Source organism: Lichenicoccus sp., from assembly GCF_965277665.1.
Taxonomy (GTDB): domain Bacteria; phylum Pseudomonadota; class Alphaproteobacteria; order Acetobacterales; family Acetobacteraceae; genus Lichenicoccus.
Genome location: NZ_OZ255835.1, coordinates 3,789,630 through 3,808,492 on the forward strand (window position 1 = coordinate 3,789,630; position 18,863 = coordinate 3,808,492).

Below are 18,863 nucleotides of genomic sequence, written 5' to 3' on the forward strand. Positions count from 1 at the left end.
GGTCGTGTAAGTCAGAAGGTGACCGAGCGGTCAGTCGCAACGGCTTCGCGATCGCTGCACCGCTTCCGAAGCCGGCATACAGTCGGCATCTGACGAGGACGACCCATGCATATCCTGTCCCGCGCTGCACCGGCGGTTCTGCTTGCCTGTGCGGCTCTCGGCGCAACGGGCGATCGGGCGGTGGCCCAGGGTGCGCCACCCGCGCCTGCCGTGGGCGTCACCGAGGTCAGGTCGCAGCCGGTCACCTCGGTCAGCCAGTTCATCGGCCGCATCCAGGCGGTGGACAGCGTGGCGCTGGTGGCGCGGGTGACCGCCTTCCTGGAGCGGCGCCTGTTCACGGAAGGCGCGGACGTGAAGAAGGGGGACCTGCTCTACGTGCTGGAGCAGGGGCCGTTCCAGGCGCAGGTGCTGGCGCAGCAGGGTGCCCTGGCGCAGGCGCAGGCGAACATTCGCTACGCCTCGCTGAGCCTGCAGCGGCAGCAGGCGCTGTTGCACACACCGGCCGGGCAGCAATCCAACCTCGACAACGCGGTCGCGACGGCGAAGGGCAATGCCGGCGCTGTATTGACGGCGCAGGGCAACCTGCAGTCGGCGCAGATCAACCTCGCCTATACCGAGATACGCGCCCCGGTTGACGGCCGCATCACCGAGACCGCGGTCAACGAGGGCAACGTGGTCAGCCCGACAAGCGGCACGCTGGCGACGATCGTCACCCAGGACCCGATGTATGTCGAGTTCCCGGTGGCGACCCGTGACGTGGTGACCCTGCAGAAGAAGTATGCGGCACTCGGCGGCCTCGGCGCCGCCCGCGTGCATGTCATGCTCACCAATGGCGACACCTACGACAAGGCCGGCAAGCTCGACTACGTGTCGCCGACGGTGGCCGCCAACACCGACACCATCCCGCTGCGCGCAACCATCGCCAACCCGGAGCGGGGCGGTGGCGACCAGGGCGGTGTCGGCTCCCGGCAGCTGGTCAATGGCGAGTTCGTGACGGTGCAGATCACCGACCCGCATCCGGTGATGTCGATGATCGTGCCGAGTGCTGCCGTGCTCTCCGACCAGCAGGGCAACTACGTCTTCACCCTTGACGCGCAGAACAAGGCGCAGCGGTCGAACGTCAAGCTCGGCCCGCTGAACGGCGCGCAGCAGGTCGTCGAGAGCGGGCTGAGGGAGGGCGACCGCGTCATCGTGGACGGCGTCCAGCGGGTGCATGCCGGCCTGCAGGTGCAGCCCGAGGCGCCGCAGGCGGTGGTCGCCGACCCGAGCGAGGCGCCGCCGGCGAGCGGGCCGGCCAAGGGGCAAGCCGCCCCGGCGGAGAAATCCGGCGCCGCCCAGAACGGCAACGCCGCGCCGCCCGCGACCCCCGGCACCACGCCGAACCGCCAGTAAGGGCCGGCGCGCATGATCTCCGGAGTCTTCATCGACCGGCCGCGGCTCGCGATCGTGATCGCGATCGTCATCACGCTGGCCGGTGTCGTCGGCCTGACCCGCATCCCGGTGGCGCAGTTCCCCGACATCGTGCCGCCGCAGGTGCAGGTGGCGGCGACCTACCCCGGCGCCTCTGCCAACGTCGTCGAGAACAGCGTGGCACAGCCGATCGAGGCGCAGGTCGTCGGCGTCGACAAGATGATCTACATGCGGTCGGTCAGCGGCAATGACGGCTCGTACAACCTGACCGTCAGCTTCCTGCTCGGCACCAATCCCGACATCGACACCGTCAACGTGCTGAACCGCGTGCAGACGGCGAATGCCGAACTGCCCGCGACGGTGCAGGCCGAGGGCCTGACGGTGCAGAAGCGATCGTCGGCGATCCTGATGTTCGTGAACTTCTACAGCCCGACCGGCGTGTTCAAGCCGCTGTTCATCGCCAACTACATGACCATCAACATCATCGACGAGGTCTCGCGCACCACCGGCGTCGGCCAGGCCTCGCTGCTCTCGCGGCAGAACTATTCGATGCGGGTCTGGTTCGACAACAACCGCCTGGTGCAGCTCGGGCTGTCGCCGTCCGACATCACCAGTGCGATCGCCTCGCAGAGCCAGGTGGCGGCGGTCGGGCGGATCGGCGCGCGGCCTGCCGGGCCCGACCAGCAATACCAGTTCAACGTGCAGACCCAGGGGCGGCTGGTGACGCCGCAACAGTTCGGCCAGATCGTCATACGCGCCAATTCGGACGGCTCGTCGCTGAAACTCAAGGACATCGCCCGCATCGAGCTCGGCGCGCAGACGCTGGATTCCGAATCGCGCTTCGACCAGAAGCCCTCGGTGGCGCTGGCGATCTACCTGGCGCCGGGAGCGAACGCGCTCAACACCGCCACCAGCATCAAGGCGCTGCTGACCCGGCTCGCGGGGCGGTTCCCGGCCGGCCTGACCTACAATGTGACCTATGACAGTACCGACTTCGTGCACGACACCGTGCACGAGGTGCTGAAGACGGTGTTCGAGGCCTTCATCCTCGTCGTCCTCGTGGTGTTCCTGTTCCTGGGCAGCGTGCGCGCCACCATCATCCCGACCTGCGCGGTGCCGGTCAGCCTGATCGGTGCCTTCGGCGGCATGGTGGCGCTGGGGTTCTCGGCCAACACGGTCTCGCTGCTGGCGATGGTGCTGGCGATCGGCATCGTGGTCGACGACGCCATCGTGGTGGTGGAGAATGTCGAGCGCGTGCTCGAGGAGGAGCCGGACCTTTCGCCCCCCGAGGCAACCCGCAAGGCGATGAACCAGATCACCGGCCCGATCATCGCCATCACCCTGGTGTTGCTCTCGGTGTTCGTGCCGATCGCCTTCATCCCCGGCCTGTCAGGCGTGCTGTTCCAGCAGTTCGCGGTCACCATCTGCATCGCGATGCTGATCTCGGCGCTGAACGCGCTGACCCTGTCGCCGGCACTGTGCGGCGTGTTCCTGCGCCATACCGGCCCGCGGCGGGGGATCCTGGGCCGGGTGCTGAACGGCATCGACCGCACCCGCAACGGCTACTCGCGGGTGGTGGCGAGGCTGCTGCGCTTCGCCCTGGGCGGCGTTCTGGTGGTGCTGCTGTGCGGCTTCGGCATCTTCGTGATCCAGAAGACGCTGCCGCTCGGCTTCCTGCCGGAGGAGGACCAGGGCGGCTTCTTCACCAACGTGCAGCTGCCGGACGGCGCCTCGGTCGCGCGCACCAGCGGCGTGGTCGCCCAGGTCGAGAAGATGGACGCGGCGCTGCCGGGCGCCCTGCACACGTTCGGCGTGATCGGCTACTCGTTCCTCGACACCGTGCAGGAGCCGAACACCGGCTTCGTGTTCACCCGCCTGAAGCCGTTCGACCAGCGCACCACGGCGGCGACCAACGTGCAGTCGCTGTTGCGGGACGTGTTCATGGGGTCGCAGAACATCCGGCAGGCGACGATCTTCCCGTTCAACCTGCCGCCGATCATCGGCTTGTCGCCGGGCGGCGGCTTCGAGTACGAACTCGAAGGCCTAGAGGGCCAGGATCCGGTGCAGCTCGGCAGTGCCGTGCAGGGCCTGCTGGCCGCCGCCAATGCCGACCACCGCCTGGCCCGGGTGTTCTCGACCTTCACCGCCAGCAACCCGTCGCTCTACCTGGAGATCGACCGCACCAAGGCGCAGGCGCTCGGCGTCAACGTGAACGACATCTTCACCGCCCTGCAGACCACGCTCGGCAGCGTCTATGTCAACGACTTCAACCTGTTCGGCCGGGTCTGGCAGGTCAACGTGCAGGCCGAGGCGCGCAACCGCTCCAAGATCGACGATCTGTGGTCGATCTATGTGCGCAACAGCAGCGGCGGCACGGTGCCGCTGCGCTCACTGGCCACCGTCAAGATCATCACCGGTCCGCAGGCGATCACCCGCTACAACAACTACCGCGCGATCACGGTGAATGGCGGACCCGCACCCGGCGTGTCGTCCGGCACCGCGCTCGCGGCGATGGCGGCGATCTCCAAGCAGACGCTGCAGACCGGCTACGACTATGAATGGACCAGCACCGCCTACCAGGAGGTGCAGGCCAGCGGCAAGACCGGCATCATCCTCGGGATGTCGCTGCTGTTCGCCTACCTGTTCCTGGTCGGGCTGTACGAGAGCTGGATCATCCCGATCCCGGTGCTGATGTCGGTGGCGGTCGGCGTGCTGGGCGCGATGATCGGCATCGTGCTGGCCGGGCTGTCGCTCGATCTCTATGCGCAGATCGGCCTGGTGGTGCTGATCGCGCTGTCCGCCAAGAACGGCATCCTGATCGTCGAGTTCGCCAAGGAGCGCCGGGAGGCCGGCGACAGCATCCTGGAGGCGGCCAGGCAGGGCGCGCACATGCGGTTCCGTGCGGTGATGATGACCTCGTTCGCCTTCATCCTCGGCCTGCTGCCGCTGGTGTTCGCGACCGGCGCCGCCCAGATCAGCCGGCGCGACGTCGGCACCCCGGTGTTCGCCGGGATGCTGGCCGCCAGCTGCGTCGGCATCTTCATCATCCCGATGCTGTACGTGACCTTCCAGACCATCCGGGAATGGTTCCATCGCCGCCTCGGTGTCGGCGAGGCGCGGCCGCCGCATGTCCCTCCTGGTGGCTGATCCTTTTGTGATCATGCTAGAAAGGCCAGGGGCTTTGCCCCTGGACCCCATCAAAGGCGAAGCCTTTGAAATCCATTAACTCAAGAATGGGGGTCTGGGGCCTCAGGCCCCAGCGGGTCCAGGGCAGAGCCCTGGCCTTGCTTGCCAAGTCTCCGGCAGCGGACGCATCTTGAGGCCCTACGCCGGTTCATTCTGAGAGCCAACCCAACAGGAGCACTCATGAACGTAGTACAGAAGACGCCGGGCGCCCAGGACGCGGGCAATCCGTTGCGGACCCTGGAGAAGTTCGGGCAGTCGCCCTGGCTCGACTTCATCCAGAGATCCTTCGTGCAGGATGGCAGCCTGGCCGGGCTGGTGCAGAAGGACCGGCTCAAGGGCGTCACCTCCAACCCCGCCATCTTCGAAAAGGCGATGGGGCATGGGACCGACTATGACGGCCAGTTCAAGACCCTGGCCGATGCGGGCAACGCGACGGCGAGCGACATCTACGAGACGATGGCGATCGACGACATCCGCGAGGCGACGGCGGTCCTGAAGCCGGTATGGGACGAGACAAGCGGGCTCGACGGCTATGTCAGCCTGGAGGTCTCGCCGTATCTCGGCATGCGTACCGACGAGACCATCGCCGAGGCGAAGCGGCTGTGGAAGACGGTCGACCGTCCGAACCTGATGGTGAAGATCCCCGGCACCGAGCCGGGCGTGCCGGCGGTCAAGGCGGCGATCGCCGACGGCATCAATGTCAACGTCACCCTGCTGTTCTCGCTCGATGCCTATAGGAAGGTGCTCGAGGCCTACATCGCCGGCCTGGAGGAGCGGCACGCGAAGGGCCACGACATCAGCCACATCGCCAGCGTCGCCTCGTTCTTCGTCAGCCGCATCGACGGGCTGATCGACAAGAAGATCGACGACCGGCTCGCCAAGGGCGATCCGGAAACCGCGGCGCTGAAGGCGGTGCGCGGCAAGGTCGCGATTGCCAACGCCAAGCTGGCCTACCAGCATTATCTCGAAGTGTCGGCCAGCGATCGCTGGCAGACGCTGGTCCGCGCGCAGGCCAACCCGCAGCGCCTGCTGTGGGCCAGCACCGGCACCAAGGATAAGGCGTACAGCGACGTGCTGTATGTCGAGGAGCTGATCGGCGCCGACACCGTCAACACCATGCCGCCGGCGACGATGGATGCGTTCCGCGACCACGGCGTTGCCCGCAATTCGCTCACCGAGGACGTCGAAGGCGCGCGCCATGTGCTGGCCGAGGCGGAGCGGCTCGGGCTGGACCTGCCCGGCGTGACCAGCAAGCTGGTGGCGGACGGCGTGTCCGCGTTCGCCGACAGCTTCGACCAGCTGCTCGGCGCGGTGGCGGCCAAGCAGGTGGCGCTGGCCGGTAACAAGCTGAGCAGTGCCTCCATCAGCCTGCCGCCCGATCTCGAGGCCGCGGTGCAGGCGAGCCTGGAAGCCTGGCGCAAGGACGGCACCGTGCGCCGGATCTGGGAGCGCGACGCCTCGGTCTGGACCGGCCGCGACGAGACCAGCTGGCTGGTCTGGCTCGACATCATCGACGAGCGGCTCGCGCATCAGGGCGAACTCACCAGCTTCCAGAAGGAGGTGAAGGCGTGCGGCTTCAGCGATGTGCTGCTGCTCGGCATGGGCGGCTCGAGCCTCGGTCCGGAAGTGCTGGCGGAGACCTTCGGCCACCGTGGCGGCTATCCGAGGCTGCATGTGCTGGACAGCACCGACCCGCAGCAGGTGAAGGCGTTCGAGAACAAGATCGACCTCGCGAACACGCTGTTCATCGTCAGCTCAAAATCCGGCGGCACGCTGGAGCCGAACATCCTCAAGGCGTATTTCTTCGAGGCGGCAAAGCGGGCGGTCGGGCCGGACAAGGTCGGCAGCCATTTCGTGGCGGTGACCGATCCCGGCTCGCACATGGAGGAGGTCGCAAAGGCGGACCACTTCTGGAAGATCTTCCACGGCGAGAAGCAGATCGGCGGCCGCTATTCGGTGCTGTCGAACTTCGGGCTGGTGCCGGCGGCGGCCATGGGCCTCGACCTGCAAGAGTTCCTCGAGAGCGGCCAGCGCATGGCGTATGCGTGCGGCTCGGGCACGCCGCCGCTGCAGAACCCGGGCGTGCAGCTCGGCACTGTGCTCGGCGTCGCCGCCAAGCATGGCCGGGACAAGGTGACGATCGTGGCGTCGCCTGCGATAACCGATCTCGGCGCCTGGCTCGAGCAGTTGATGGCGGAGAGCACCGGCAAGAACGGGCTCGGCCTGATCCCGATCGACGGCGAGACGCTGGCCTCCCCCGAGCAGTACGGCCGCGACCGGGTGTTCGCCTATCTGCGGCTGGCGGATGCGCCGGACGCGGCGCAGGACCGCGCGATCGAGGCGCTGAAGCAGGCCGGGCAGCCGGTGGTGTCGATCGCGCTGGCCAGTCCGGTGCAGATCGTGCAGGAGTTCTTCCGCTGGGAGTTCGCGACCGCGGTGGCGGGTGCCATCATCGGCATCAATGCGTTCGACCAGCCGGACGTGGAAGCCAGCAAGATCGAGACGCGCAAGCTGACCGATGCCTACAGCAAGACCGGCTCGCTGCCGGAGGAGACGCCGTTCGGCAAGGACGGTGACTTCAGTTTCTTCGCCGATCCCGTCAATGCGAAGGCCCTGGGGGGCGGCTCGCTGGACGCGGTGCTGAAGGCGCATTTCGATCGGATCAAGGCGGGCGACTACGTGGCGCTGCTGGCCTACATCCAGCGCGATGCCGAAACGCGCGGCTGGATCCAGACCGCGCGGCTTGCCATCCGCGATGCGAAGAAGGTGGCGACCGCCGCCGAGTTCGGGCCGCGTTTCCTGCACTCCACCGGCCAGGCGTACAAGGGCGGACCGGCCAGCGGGGTGTTCCTGCAGATCACCGCGGATGACGTCGCCGACCTGCCGGTGCCGGGCGAGACCTACTCGTTCGGCGTGGTGAAGGCGGCGCAGGCGCGCGGCGATTTCGACGTGCTGGCCGAGCGCGGCCGGCGCGCGCTGCGCGTACACATCCACGGCAACCTTGCGGCCGGGCTGCAGAGACTTGGCAAGGCCATCGAGGTCGCCGCCGCCGGCTGACGCATCAGGGACGCCCGGCGCCGCGTCGCCGGGCGTCGCTTCATTCTCGCAAGTCATCACCGTCACGGAGATCCTCATGCAGATCGGCGTCATTGGTCTTGGCCGCATGGGCGGCAATATCTCGGTCCGGCTGTCCCGGCACGGGCACGAGGTCGTGCTGTATGACCACGACCCGAATGTGGTGACCAAGGTGCACGAGCGCGCGCAGGGAAGCGCCGAGGCGCATGGCCTGACCGACATGGTGGGCAAGCTCGCGGCACCCCGGGTGTTCTGGGTGATGCTGCCGGCCGGCAAGATCACCGAGGACACCATCGACACGCTCAGCGGCCTGCTGGCGAGCGGCGACATCATCATCGATGGCGGCAACAGCTTCTACAAGGATGACATCAGGCGGGCGAAGGCGCTGCGCGAGAAGGGCATCCACTATGTCGATGTCGGCACCTCCGGCGGCGTCTGGGGCCTCGAGCGCGGCTACTGCATGATGATCGGCGGCGCCAAGAAGGCCGTGGAGCTCATCGACCCGATCCTGTCGGCGCTGGCTCCGGGTCTGGGCGAGGTGGAGCGCACCGCCGGGCGCGGCGACACCGCCAAGCTCGATCCGCGGGCGGAGCAGGGCTACCTGCATTGCGGTCCGGCGGGATCGGGGCATTTCGTGAAGATGGTGCATAACGGCATCGAATACGGAATGATGGAGGCCTATGCCGAGGGCTTCGACATCATGCGCAACAAGAACTCGCATGACCTGCAGGAGGACGAGCGGTTCGAGCTGAACATGGCTGATATCGCCGAAGTGTGGCGCCGCGGCAGCGTGGTGTCGTCCTGGCTGCTCGACCTGTGTGCCTCGGCGCTGGCCAAGAATGAGAGCCTGTCCGACTATACCGGGCAGGTCGCGGATTCCGGCGAGGGACGCTGGACCATCGAGGCGGCCATCGAGGAGGCGGTGCCGGCGCCGGTGCTGACCGCATCGCTGTTCACGCGCTTTCGCAGCCGCACCGACAACAACTACGCCGAGAAGCTGCTGTCGGCGATGCGGTTCCAGTTCGGCGGCCATGTCGAGCAGCATCTCACCGAAAAGAAGCACGGCGGCGACGTGTCGGAGGTCAAGTAGTCAGCCGCATGGACGCCCCGACCGGCCCTGTCAATCTGAGCGATCAGTCCGACGACGACAGCGGCCGGCCGACGCCTGCACCGCCCTGCACGATGGTCATCTTCGGCGGCGGCGGCGACCTGACCCGGCGCCTGCTCATTCCGGCGATCTACAATCTCACCTGCGCGGGGCTGCTCAACCCGGATTTCGCGATCGTGGCGGTCGACTGGGCGGAGATGGATACCGAGCATCTCCGCGCGCAGCTGGAGATCACGATCCGGCAGTTCGTGGCGCAGCGGCGTGCGACCGCGGTGACGCTGCAGGAGGACGAGTGGAACTGGCTCTGCCAGCGCGTGTCTTATGTGCGCGGCAGCTTCGACGATCCGGCGACCTACCAGCGGCTGGGCGAGATCTGCGGCGCCGGCAACTGCGTGTTCTACCTCGCGGTCGCGGCGAGGTTCTTCGGCACCATCGTCTCGCAGCTGGATGCGGCCAAACTCACCGCCGAGACCGACATGGGCTATCGGCGGGTGGTGGTCGAGAAGCCGTTCGGCTCGGATCTCGGCTCGGCGCGGGCGCTCAACACCAAGCTGCTGGCCAGCCTGAACGAGAGCCAGATCTACCGGATCGACCATTATCTCGGCAAGGAGACGGTGCAGAACATCCTGGCGCTGCGCTTCTCCAACGGCTTCTTCGAGCCGCTCTGGAACCGCCAGAACATCGACCATGTGCAGATCACCGCGGCGGAGACGGTGGGCGTCGAAAAGCGCGGCCGCTTCTACGAAGGGACCGGCGCAATGCGCGACATGGTCCCGAACCACATCATGCAGCTGCTGGCGATGGTTGCGATGGAGGCGCCGGCATCGTTTGACGCCGATGCGGTGCGCGACGAGAAGACCAAGGTGCTGGCGGCGATCCACGAGACCACCCATCGCGACGCGGTGCGCGGACAGTATGACGCGGGCACCATCGCAGGCCGGCCGATCCCCGGTTATCGCGAGGAGCCGGACATCGCACCGGACAGCGAGACCGAGACCTTTGTCGCCATGAAGCTGAACATCGACAACTGGCGCTGGGCCGGGGTGCCGTTCTACCTGCGCACCGGCAAGCGGCTGACGCTGCGCAAGACCGAGATCGCGGTGCATTTCAAGCAGGCGCCGTACGCGCTGTTCCGCGACACGCCGGTCGAGAAGCTGACGCCGAATATCATGGTGCTGCAAATCCAGCCGAGCGAGGGGGTCACGATGCAGTTCTCGGCCAAGCTGCCCGGGCCTGTCGTCAAGCTCGGCGGCGTGCGGATGAAGTTCGACTATGCGGACTGGTTCCAGGAAGGGCCAAGCACCGGCTACGAGACCCTGATCTATGACTGCCTGATCGGCGATGCGACGCTGTTCCAGCGCGCCGACAATGTCGAGATGGGCTGGCGCGTGGTGCAGCCGATCCTCGATGCGTGGCAGGCGGGACAAGGCGAGGTCTGCCAGTATGCCGCCGGGCGTCCCGGTCCGGCGCAGGCCGACGAGCTGCTCGCGCGCGACGGGCGGCACTGGTTGAGGTTGACCGCATGAGCACGCTTCCGGAAGCACCGCTGCAGGGCGCCACTCTCAAAGCTGGGCGGCACGACCCGTCCGGCCGCATCAGGCTGCTGGTCTCGGATATCGACGGCACGCTGGTCACCCGCACCAAGGAGCTGACGCCGGCGGTGCTGGAGATGGCGCCCAGGCTGCGCGATGCCAGCGTGCAACTCGCCCTGGTCAGCAGCCGCCCGGCGCGGGGCATGGACATGTTCCTGCAGCCGCTCGGCATCGACACGCCGCGCGCGGGCCTCAATGGCGGGGAGATCCTGGCGCCGGATGGCAGCCTGGTCGCGGCGATGGCGCTCGATCCTCAGGTCGCGCGCATCGTTGTCGAGACGCTGGACGAGCACGGCGTCGATAGCTGGCTGTTCGCCGAGGGAAGCTGGCTGATACGCCGTCCTGACGGTGCGTATGTGGCGCAGGAGCATCGAGCGGTACAGCTCGAGCCGGTGGTAGTGGACAGCTTCGCCAGCCACTACCACAAGGTCGGCAAGATCATGGGGTCGAGTGCGGACTACCATCTGCTCGAACGGGTCGAGAAGAACGTGCAGACGCTGCTCGGCGACCGGGTCAACGCGCACCGCTCGCAGTCGTACTATCTCGATGTCACCCATCCGGATGCCAACAAGGGCCGCGCGGCGCTGCACCTGGCTGACCTGCTCGGCGTGCCGCCGGCGGAGATGGCGTGCATCGGCGACATGAGCAACGACATTGCCATGCTGCAGGTCGCGGGCGTCGCGATCGCCATGGGGAATGCGACCGACGAGGTCGCGGCGGCCGCGCATTTCGTCACCGACAGCAACGAGCAGGATGGCTGGGCGACGGCGATGGAGCGTTTCATCCTGCCCCGCAGCCCCGGCTATGGCAGGCCCGGAGAAGCAGCATGAGTGCCGCAAGCGACAACGCGCCCCAGGGTGCCACGAAGATCAGCCTGGTGCTGGCGGATGTCGACGGCACGCTTGTCACCAAGGAGAAGCTGCTGACCGATCGGGCGATCCGGGCGGTGCACAGCTTGAAGGAGCGCGGCATACGGTTCGCGATCACCAGCGGCCGGCCGCCTAAGGGCATGCAGATGGTGATCAAGCCGCTTGCGATCACCGAGCCGGTGGCGGGCTTCAACGGCGGGCTGTTCGTCAAGCCCGACATGACCATCATCGAGGCCCGGACGCTGTCGCGGGCGGTGACGGAGCGCACCATCGGCATCCTGCGCGAGCACAAGGTCGATGTCTGGGTGTATTCCGGCGAGGACTGGATCGTGCCCGATGCAAACGGCCCGCATGTCGCGCGCGAGCAGTGGACGGTGAAGTTCGCGCCGAAGGTCGCGCAGGATTTTGGCAGCGCGCTGGATAGTGCGGTGAAGATCGTCGGCGTCAGCGACGATCTCGAACTGATGCAGGCTTGCGAAAAGGACGTGCAGGCGGCGCTCGGCGACAGCGCGTCGGCGGCGCGTTCGCAGCCGTACTATCTCGACGTGACGCACCCGCAGGCCAACAAGGGCGGGGTCGTCGAGAGCCTCGTTGCGATGCTCGGCGTTCCGGCCGGCGAGATCGCAACGCTGGGCGACCAGCCGAACGACGTGCTGATGTTCCGCAAGAGCGGCCTGTCGATCGCGATGGGCCAGGCCAGCGACGAGGTCAAGCAGGCGGCGACGCACGTGAGCAGCTCCTCCGAGGAGGAGGGCTTCGCGCGCGGCATCGAGCGGTATGTGCTCGGCGAGGCGGGAGCCGCCTGATGACCGACGTTGCCGAAGGTCGCGAGTGGATCTTGCCGGATGCGCAGGCCGTGGCCCGGCGCGTGGCGGAGTTCCTGTTCGAGCGAGCCCGTGCCAAGCCGGGCGATGCACCCTACGTCATCGCGCTGTCGGGCGGATCGACGCCGAAGCGGCTCTACGAGATCCTGGCGGCAGCCCCGTTCGCGACTGAGTTCCCCTGGTCACGTTTAGAATTGTTCTTCGGCGACGAGCGCTTCGTGCCGCCCGACAGTGCCGACAGCAACTACAACATGGTGAACCGGGCGCTGCTGTCGCATGTGCCGGTACCCTCGGAGCGGGTGCATCGCATGCCGGCCGAGGGCGATCCGGCTCAGGCGGCACGCAGCTACCAGCGCGAGCTGCGGGCGGTCTATGGCAGCGACGCGCTGCAGCCGGGACGGCCCTTGTTCGATGTCGTGCTGCTGGGCCTGGGCGAGAACGGCCATACCGCCTCGCTGTTTCCCGGCACGGCGGTGCTGGAGGAGCGCACCGCCTGGGTCTCGACCTGCACGCCGCACGATGCGCCGCATCGCCGCCTCACCTTGACCTACCCGGCCATCCACAGCAGCGCCTACGTGCTGTTCCTGGTGACAGGGGCCGGCAAGGCCGAGGTGCTTGGCAAAGTGCGCGCCCGCGATCCGGCGCAGCCTTCGTCGCACATCACCACCGAGGGTGAGCTGGTCTGGGTGCTGGACGAGGCGGCGGCCGGCAAATCCGATGCCGAGAAGCGTGATGGATGATCCCGCCGCGGCGTTGAAGCGCGAAGCCGGCGAGCAGGCGGCGCTGCTGGTCGAGAACGGCATGGTGGTGGGCCTCGGCACCGGCTCGACCGCCGCCTTCGTCATCGCGGCCCTTGGCCGGCGCATCCAGGAAGGTCTGAAGTTTACCGCGATCGCCACCTCCGAGCACAGCGCGGCGCAGGCAAGCAAGCTCGGGATCACCCTGACCGATTTCGGCCACCATGACGGCATCGACCTCACCATCGACGGCGCCGACGAGATCGAGCGCAAGTCGCTCAACCTGATCAAGGGCCTCGGCGGCGCGCTGCTGCGCGAGAAGATCGTGGCGGCGGCGAGCCGCAGGCTGGTGATCATCGCCGACGAACGAAAGCTGGTGCGTCACCTGGGCGAGCACACGGCGGTCCCGGTCGAGGTCACGCCGTTCGCCTGGGAGGCCACCGCGCACCGGCTGGGCCGCCTGGGCGCCCGGGTGTCGCCGCGGCACGATCGCGACGACAGCTTGTTCGTCACCGACGGCGGCAACCTGATCCTGGACTGCAACTTCGGGGTTATCGAGGACCCGGCGACGCTCGAGCGTCGCATCGGCGAGATCGTCGGCGTGATCGAAAGCGGCCTGTTCATCGGCCGGGCCGCGCTCGTGCTGGTGGCGGGTGCGGACGGCGTCGCACGATTCGAGCCCGCATGAGCGCCCCCCGAATGCGCGCCCCCGGATGAGCGCCGCTTTGCGACCCCGCGTGCTGGTGGTGATGGGCGTGTCGGGCTCCGGCAAGAGCAGCATCGCGCTGCGGCTGCGCGACGAGCTTGGCTGGCCGTTCCAGGAAGGCGACGAACTGCACCCCAAGGCGAACGTCGCCAAGATGGCGGCCGGCATTCCGCTGACCGACGAGGATCGCGGCCCGTGGCTCGATACCTGCGCGCAGTGGATACGCGAGCGTCTCGAGGCCGGCACCGGCGGCCTGCTGACCTGCTCGGCGCTGCGGCGCGTCTATCGCGAACGCCTGGGCGAGGGGCGGCCGGGGCTGCATTTCCTGTACCTGAAGGTCCCCGAGGTGGTGTTGCGGGCTCGTCTCGAACGACGCCGCGGGCACTACATGCCGCCTACGCTGCTGCCGAGCCAGTTGCGCACGCTGGAGGAACCCGGCGCCGATGAGCCGGCGCTGGTGGTACCGGTCGAGCAGACCGTCGACGAGACCGCGTCGGACGTGATCGCGGTGCTGCGCCGGCTCGATACGCAGTCGAGCTAGTGACGTCCTTGGCGTCCGATCAGCCGCCTGGACAGGCGACACGCATCTTCGTCGATGCCGATGCCTGTCCGGTGAAGGACGAGGTCTATCGCGTCGCCACGCGCTACGGCGTGCGGGTGTACGTGGTCTCGAACAGCATGATGAACGTGCCGGCATCGCCGCTGGTCGAGCGCGTCGTCGTCGAGAGCGGCCCGGATGTCGCCGACGGCTGGATCGCCGAGCGGGCCGGTGCGCGGGATGTGGTGGTGACCTCGGACGTGCCGCTGGCCGCCCGCTGCGTGCGGGCGGGAGCCGCGGTGCTGGCGCCGACCGGCAAGCTGTTCGACGAGACCGCGATCGGCCTGGCGCTGGCGACACGCAACCTGATGGACGACCTGCGCTCGGCGGGTCAGGTCACCGGCGGTCCGAGGCCGTTCTCGGCCAAAGATCGGTCGGCCTTCCTGTCGGCGCTCGATGTCGCGATCACACGCGCCCGCCGCGGGCCACGTCCGCGCCTGAATCTCGCACGGCCGGTGTAAAGCATTCGGTAATGTCTGCGTTCTATAACTGCGCTGTCACTCCCGGGGGGTCCAGCAGTGCCCGATTTGCTTGCCCCGCTGCGGGGGGCGCTCGCGCGCGTCGGTCTCGCGCCGCAGCTGGTGCTGGTGTCGCTGCTGATGATGATTCTCGCGGTCACGGCGGTGGAATCCTGGACCCTGCGCGAGGCGCGGTCGGCTCTGGCAGCCGCCGCACAGCGCCAGCTTGCGACCAACGTCACGCTGCTCAAGGAGCTGCTCAGCCCGCTCGGGACCGGGTGGCGCCTGGAGAACGGCGAGCTCTCGCTCGGCGGCCATGCGGTCAACGGGCGCGAGGACATCGTCGATGCGCTGCGCCGCACCGGGGGCGGGGCCGCAACCTTGTTCGCCGGCGACATGCGGGTCGCGAGCAATGTGATCGCGCCGAACGGTCACCGCGCCACCGGCACCCGGCTGGCGTCCGGCCCGGTGCACGATGCCATCTTCCAGCGTGGCGAGAGCTACCGGGGCACTGCCGTGGTGCTGGGGCGGACGCATCTTGCGATCTACGAGCCGCTGCGTGACAGCGGCGGCAAGGTGGTCGGCATCCTGTTCGTTGGCATGCCGCTGGTGGAACTCTACGCGCCGATCACGCGGCTGATCCGGACCGCGGTCTGGGGCACCGTCATCCTGGCCGCCGTGGCCGGTCTGGTGAACTGGCTGGCGCTGTCGCTCGCGCTGCGGCCGCTGGTCCGGCTGGCGGCGGCGACTCGCGCCCTGGCCGCGGGGGATCTAGCAACCCGGGTGCCCGGCACCGCCCGGCGTGACCAACTCGGGGATCTCGCCCGTGCCCTGATCACCCTGCGCGACGGCGCCTGCGCCTCGCGCGGGCTCGAACTGGAGGCGACGCGTCAGCGCAATGCGACCGAGACGGCGCGCACCGAGGGGATGCGCGACCTCGCCCGGCAGATCGAGGACGAGGCTGCCGCTGCGGTGGATCAGGTGGCCGCCGGCATGGAACGGGTCAGCGCGGCGGCGGACGACATGGTGCGTTCGGCGGCAGCGGTCGGGCGTGACAGTGAAGAGGTTTCGGCCGACGCGCTGCACATGCTGGAGGAAAGCAACGTCATCGCGAGAGCGGTGCAGGAGCTCTCGGGCGCGATGCGCGAGGTTGCCGTTCAGGTCGGCTCAGCCAGCCTCGCAACGCGGCAGGTGGTCAGCGAGAGCGAGGCCAGCAGCAGCGCCATCCAGGCGTTGTCGCAGACGATCGTGCGCATCGGCGACATCACGCGGCTGGTCTCCGATATTGCCAGCCGGACCAACCTGCTGGCGTTGAACGCGACCATCGAGGCAGCGCGCGCCGGTGAAGCCGGGCGCGGCTTCGCGGTGGTGGCGAGCGAGGTGAAATCGCTTTCGACGCAGACGGCGCGGGCCACGGACGAGATCAATGGCCAGGTCGGGGTGATCGCAAGCGCGATGGCGGAGGCGATCAGCCGGGTGAACGGGATCGCCGGGATGGTGGCCGAGGTCGACCGGGTTGCGGCCGCGATCTCGGAGGCGATGGAGCGCCAGGCGGCAACCGCCAAGGACATCGCCCGGGCGGTCGGGATGACGGCCGATGGCACCAGGACCATGTCGAACCGGCTCTCGGTCGTCTCCGCCGAGACCGTCCGCAACGGGACGCGCGCCGGCGATGTCCTCGACGAGGCGGCGAGGGCGCGCGCCGCGGTGTCGGTGCTGCGTGACGACCTGGTGCGCGCGATACGCGCCTCGGCTCCGGAGCTGGACCGCCGGGAGGACACTTGCCATCCGCTGGCACGCGAGGCCGCGGCCTGAGGCTAGGTCATGTGGACGGAATCGGCCAGGGATTCACAAGACGGTCGATCAGTGATTCATAGCGGGTCGGCAGAAGTGGACCTGTTTGATGCTGACGCGGATGAGCGAGGAGGATTGGGAGATCGTTCTGGAGGTCTTCCGGGGCTGTCTTCCGGGTCGTGTCCCCGGACGTGGTGTAGCAGCGCGGCCGTCGGGCCTGTCGCAGCGACCGCCGGAGGCGGGAGCGCAGGCAGGCCTGATGGCGGCCATCGCGGCGGCACTGGGTAGGGTTGGGTTGCGACACGCAACTCTGACCTGGGACCACCACGATGACCGACGACAAGATCGCCCTTCGCGCGCTGCTGGAGAAGGGCTCTGACGCGATGTTCCTGCGCGAGATGATCGGCTTCGCCGCCGAGCGCCTGATGCAGCTGGAGACCGAGCCCTTGTGCGGCGCGGCACCAGGCGAGCGGAGCACCGACCGGATCAACCAGCGCAACGGCTACCGTGACCGGGACTGGGAAACCAGGGCCGGGACGGTCGAGCTCCGGATCCCAAAGCTGCGCCGTGGCAGCTACTTTCCGTCTTTCCTCGAGCCCCGGCGCATGGTCGAGAAGGCCCTGACCGCTGTCATTCAGGAAGCCTACATCCAGGGGATTTCGACCCGCTCGGTCGACGATCTGGTCCGGGCCATGGGCATGGAGGGCATCAGCAAGAGCCAGGTCTCGCGTCTCTGCAGCGAGATCGACGAGCGGGTGAATGCCTTCCTGGGCCGGCCGATCGAGGGCGACTGGCCCTATGTCTGGCTCGACGCGACCTACGTGAAGGTGCGGCGCGACCACCATATCGTCTCGGTCGCGGTGATCATCGCGGTCGGCGTCAACACCGACGGCAGGCGCGAGGTTCTCGGCATGACCGTCGGGCACAGCGAGGCCGAGCCGTTCTGGACCGAATTCCTGCGCAGCCTGGCGCGGCGCGGCCTGCGCGGCACGAAATTGGTGATCTCTGACGCGCACGAGGGCCTGAAGGCTGCCATCACCAAGGTGCTCAGCGCCACCTGGCAGAGGTGCCGCGTGCATTTCATGCGCAACGCGCTCGCACACGCCGGGAAGACCCAGCGCCGCATCGTCTCGGCCTGGATCGGCACGGCATTCGCCCAGGACGATGCGGCGGCGGCCCGTAGGCAGTGGCGCGAAGTCGCCGATCAGGTCCGTCCTCGCGTGCCCCGGCTGGCGACACTTATGGACGATGCCGAGGTGGACGTGCTGGCCTACATGGGGTTTCCGGCGCAGCACCGAGCCAAGCTGCACAGCACCAATCCTCTCGAGCGCCTCAACGGCGAGATCAAGCGACGCAGCGAAGTCGTCGGGATTTTCCCGAACGAAGCCGCGGTCACGCGCCTGATCGGCGCCCTGCTGCTGGAGCAGAACGACGAGTGGGCCGTGCAACGCGCACGCTACATGACGCTGGAAACCATCGCACCGCTGAGCGATGATCTCGCCGTCAGCCTGCCATCAATGGCCGCCTGATCACGCAGCCAACGCTGCCCAGATACGCCGCTCTACACCACGCGGTGGGACACGATCGTCTTCCGAGGCGGGGCGAGAAGGCTCGTGATGACAGACGCTTTCTCGAGGCGCTGCATTTCTTCACGCTGCAGAACGTCTCGTGGCGGGCGCTGCCAGCCGAATACGGGCTCTGGAACACGGTCTGGAAGCGGTTCTCGCGGCTGAGCAACAGCGGTGTCTTCGAGGCATTCTTTCAGTCGCTGGCCGAACTCAGCCCCAGAGCGCACCTCGTGCAGATGTTCGACAGCACTACGGTTCGCGCTCATGTCTCGGCCGCAGGTGCAAAAGGGGGCAGCAAAATCAGGCGCTTGGCCGGTCGCGCGGCGGCTTCTCGACCAAAATCCACCTCAAGACCGACTTCGATGGGCAGCCACTCGCCTTCCATCTGACCGGCGGCGAGGCCAACGACAGCCCGCAGTTCCCCCTGTTGCTCGGCATCGGTCCCGACATCAAGCCGCGTGCCGTGCTGACTGACAAAGGCTACGACGCCAAGAGCAACCGAAGCGCAGCACGAAAGCTTGGCATCGTCCCACTGATTCCGGTCCGCAAGATCACCGTCCACAGCCCCAGGCACTTCCCGAGGCTGCTCTACAAAACTCGCGCCCGTATCGAGCAGGCAGTCGGCAAGCTCAAGCGCTTCAAGCGAGTAACATTGCGATGCGAGAAAACCCGGCAGAACTACGAGTCAATCGTGGCCTTCGCCTGCGGCCTCATCTTGTCCAAATCCGTCCACATGACCTAGAGCAAGACCGGCTCAAGTTGAGCCGGTAAACTTGCTCTACCAGATTGATCTAGAGCAGCATCCGATCAATTGGAATCGCTTCGCGATGCCAAGTGTCGGATAAAGCTGCTCTGTCAAACGACAAGCTGAGCATGATCGATCGGATCAGGCTCTAGTGAAGGCCAAGGGATTTGCCCCCTCGATCCGCTTCGCGGCT

14 protein-coding genes and 1 pseudogene are annotated in these 18,863 nt (G+C 67.5%); all 15 read left to right on the forward strand.

The window, feature by feature from the left end:
- The first annotated feature begins 105 nt into the window (after positions 1–105).
- Positions 106–1,392 (forward strand): efflux RND transporter periplasmic adaptor subunit, encoded by a 1,287-nt coding sequence (locus ACQY4O_RS17715; protein ID WP_428377698.1) that lies wholly within the window; start codon positions 106–108, stop codon positions 1,390–1,392.
- Positions 1,393–1,404: 12 nt separating this feature from the next.
- On the forward strand, positions 1,405–4,557 hold the full coding sequence (locus ACQY4O_RS17720) for an efflux RND transporter permease subunit (RefSeq protein WP_428377699.1): 3,153 nt from the start codon (positions 1,405–1,407) through the stop codon (positions 4,555–4,557).
- 219 nt (positions 4,558–4,776) lie between these two features.
- Entirely contained in the window at positions 4,777–7,653 is a 2,877-nt protein-coding gene (locus ACQY4O_RS17725; RefSeq protein ID WP_428377701.1) for a bifunctional transaldolase/phosoglucose isomerase, read from the forward strand.
- Between the two features lie 76 nt (positions 7,654–7,729).
- Positions 7,730–8,761 carry a phosphogluconate dehydrogenase (NAD(+)-dependent, decarboxylating) gene (gene gnd / locus ACQY4O_RS17730; protein ID WP_428377702.1) on the forward strand — a complete coding sequence of 344 codons (1,032 nt, stop codon included), beginning with the start codon at positions 7,730–7,732 and terminating at the stop codon, positions 8,759–8,761.
- A gap of 92 nt (positions 8,762–8,853) precedes the next feature.
- Positions 8,854–10,305: a glucose-6-phosphate dehydrogenase gene (zwf, locus tag ACQY4O_RS17735; protein ID WP_428377704.1), complete on the forward strand. Its 1,452-nt coding sequence runs from the start codon at positions 8,854–8,856 to the stop codon at positions 10,303–10,305.
- Positions 10,302–11,201: a Cof-type HAD-IIB family hydrolase gene (locus ACQY4O_RS17740; RefSeq protein ID WP_428377706.1), complete on the forward strand. Its 900-nt coding sequence runs from the start codon at positions 10,302–10,304 to the stop codon at positions 11,199–11,201. The genes zwf and ACQY4O_RS17740 overlap by 4 nt, the downstream gene beginning before the upstream one ends.
- Complete coding sequence (locus ACQY4O_RS17745; RefSeq protein WP_428377708.1) at positions 11,198–12,046, forward strand: Cof-type HAD-IIB family hydrolase; 849 nt, start codon at positions 11,198–11,200, stop codon at positions 12,044–12,046. The genes ACQY4O_RS17740 and ACQY4O_RS17745 overlap by 4 nt, the downstream gene beginning before the upstream one ends.
- On the forward strand, positions 12,046–12,804 hold the full coding sequence (pgl, locus tag ACQY4O_RS17750) for a 6-phosphogluconolactonase (protein ID WP_428377710.1): 759 nt from the start codon (positions 12,046–12,048) through the stop codon (positions 12,802–12,804). Before ACQY4O_RS17745 ends, pgl begins: the two co-directional genes overlap by 1 nt.
- Positions 12,797–13,489: a ribose-5-phosphate isomerase RpiA gene (gene rpiA, locus ACQY4O_RS17755; protein ID WP_428377712.1), complete on the forward strand. Its 693-nt coding sequence runs from the start codon at positions 12,797–12,799 to the stop codon at positions 13,487–13,489. The genes pgl and rpiA overlap by 8 nt, the downstream gene beginning before the upstream one ends.
- Positions 13,490–13,514: 25 nt before the next feature.
- The gene (locus ACQY4O_RS17760; protein ID WP_428377714.1) at positions 13,515–14,048 is read left to right on the forward strand and encodes a gluconokinase; all 534 of its coding nucleotides are present in this window, start codon (positions 13,515–13,517) and stop codon (positions 14,046–14,048) included.
- Positions 14,049–14,056: 8 nt separating this feature from the next.
- The gene (locus tag ACQY4O_RS17765; protein ID WP_428377715.1) at positions 14,057–14,566 is read left to right on the forward strand and encodes a YaiI/YqxD family protein; all 510 of its coding nucleotides are present in this window, start codon (positions 14,057–14,059) and stop codon (positions 14,564–14,566) included.
- 57 nt (positions 14,567–14,623) lie between these two features.
- Positions 14,624–16,378, forward strand: a complete 1,755-nt coding sequence (locus ACQY4O_RS17770; protein ID WP_428377717.1) for a methyl-accepting chemotaxis protein — start codon at positions 14,624–14,626, stop codon at positions 16,376–16,378.
- A 308-nt stretch (positions 16,379–16,686) separates the two neighbouring features.
- Positions 16,687–17,886, forward strand: a complete 1,200-nt coding sequence (locus ACQY4O_RS17775) for an IS256 family transposase (protein WP_428377718.1) — start codon at positions 16,687–16,689, stop codon at positions 17,884–17,886.
- A gap of 44 nt (positions 17,887–17,930) precedes the next feature.
- Positions 17,931–18,314: a transposase gene (locus ACQY4O_RS17780; protein ID WP_428377720.1), complete on the forward strand. Its 384-nt coding sequence runs from the start codon at positions 17,931–17,933 to the stop codon at positions 18,312–18,314.
- A pseudogene (locus ACQY4O_RS17785) lies at positions 18,248–18,667 on the forward strand (transposase); the annotation flags it as partial. The gene ACQY4O_RS17780 and the pseudogene ACQY4O_RS17785, both read left to right, overlap by 67 nt.
- Positions 18,668–18,863: the final 196 nt, after the last annotated feature.

Excerpts from the sequence above, each read along its gene's own strand:
- zwf (WP_428377704.1), top strand. The coding sequence starts at position 8,854 with ATGGTCATCTTCGGCGGCGGCGGCGACCTGACCCGGCGCCTGCTCATT.
- ACQY4O_RS17775 (WP_428377718.1), top strand. The coding sequence starts at position 16,687 with ATGACCGACGACAAGATCGCCCTTCGCGCGCTGCTGGAGAAGGGCTCT.
- rpiA (WP_428377712.1), top strand. The coding sequence starts at position 12,797 with ATGGATGATCCCGCCGCGGCGTTGAAGCGCGAAGCCGGCGAGCAGGCG.
- ACQY4O_RS17740 (WP_428377706.1), top strand. The coding sequence starts at position 10,302 with ATGAGCACGCTTCCGGAAGCACCGCTGCAGGGCGCCACTCTCAAAGCT.
- pgl (WP_428377710.1), top strand. The coding sequence starts at position 12,046 with ATGACCGACGTTGCCGAAGGTCGCGAGTGGATCTTGCCGGATGCGCAG.
- gnd (WP_428377702.1), top strand. The coding sequence starts at position 7,730 with ATGCAGATCGGCGTCATTGGTCTTGGCCGCATGGGCGGCAATATCTCG.
- ACQY4O_RS17760 (WP_428377714.1), top strand. The coding sequence starts at position 13,515 with ATGAGCGCCGCTTTGCGACCCCGCGTGCTGGTGGTGATGGGCGTGTCG.
- ACQY4O_RS17720 (WP_428377699.1), top strand. The coding sequence starts at position 1,405 with ATGATCTCCGGAGTCTTCATCGACCGGCCGCGGCTCGCGATCGTGATC.
- ACQY4O_RS17715 (WP_428377698.1), top strand. The coding sequence starts at position 106 with ATGCATATCCTGTCCCGCGCTGCACCGGCGGTTCTGCTTGCCTGTGCG.
- ACQY4O_RS17745 (WP_428377708.1), top strand. The coding sequence starts at position 11,198 with ATGAGTGCCGCAAGCGACAACGCGCCCCAGGGTGCCACGAAGATCAGC.
- ACQY4O_RS17725 (WP_428377701.1), top strand. The coding sequence starts at position 4,777 with ATGAACGTAGTACAGAAGACGCCGGGCGCCCAGGACGCGGGCAATCCG.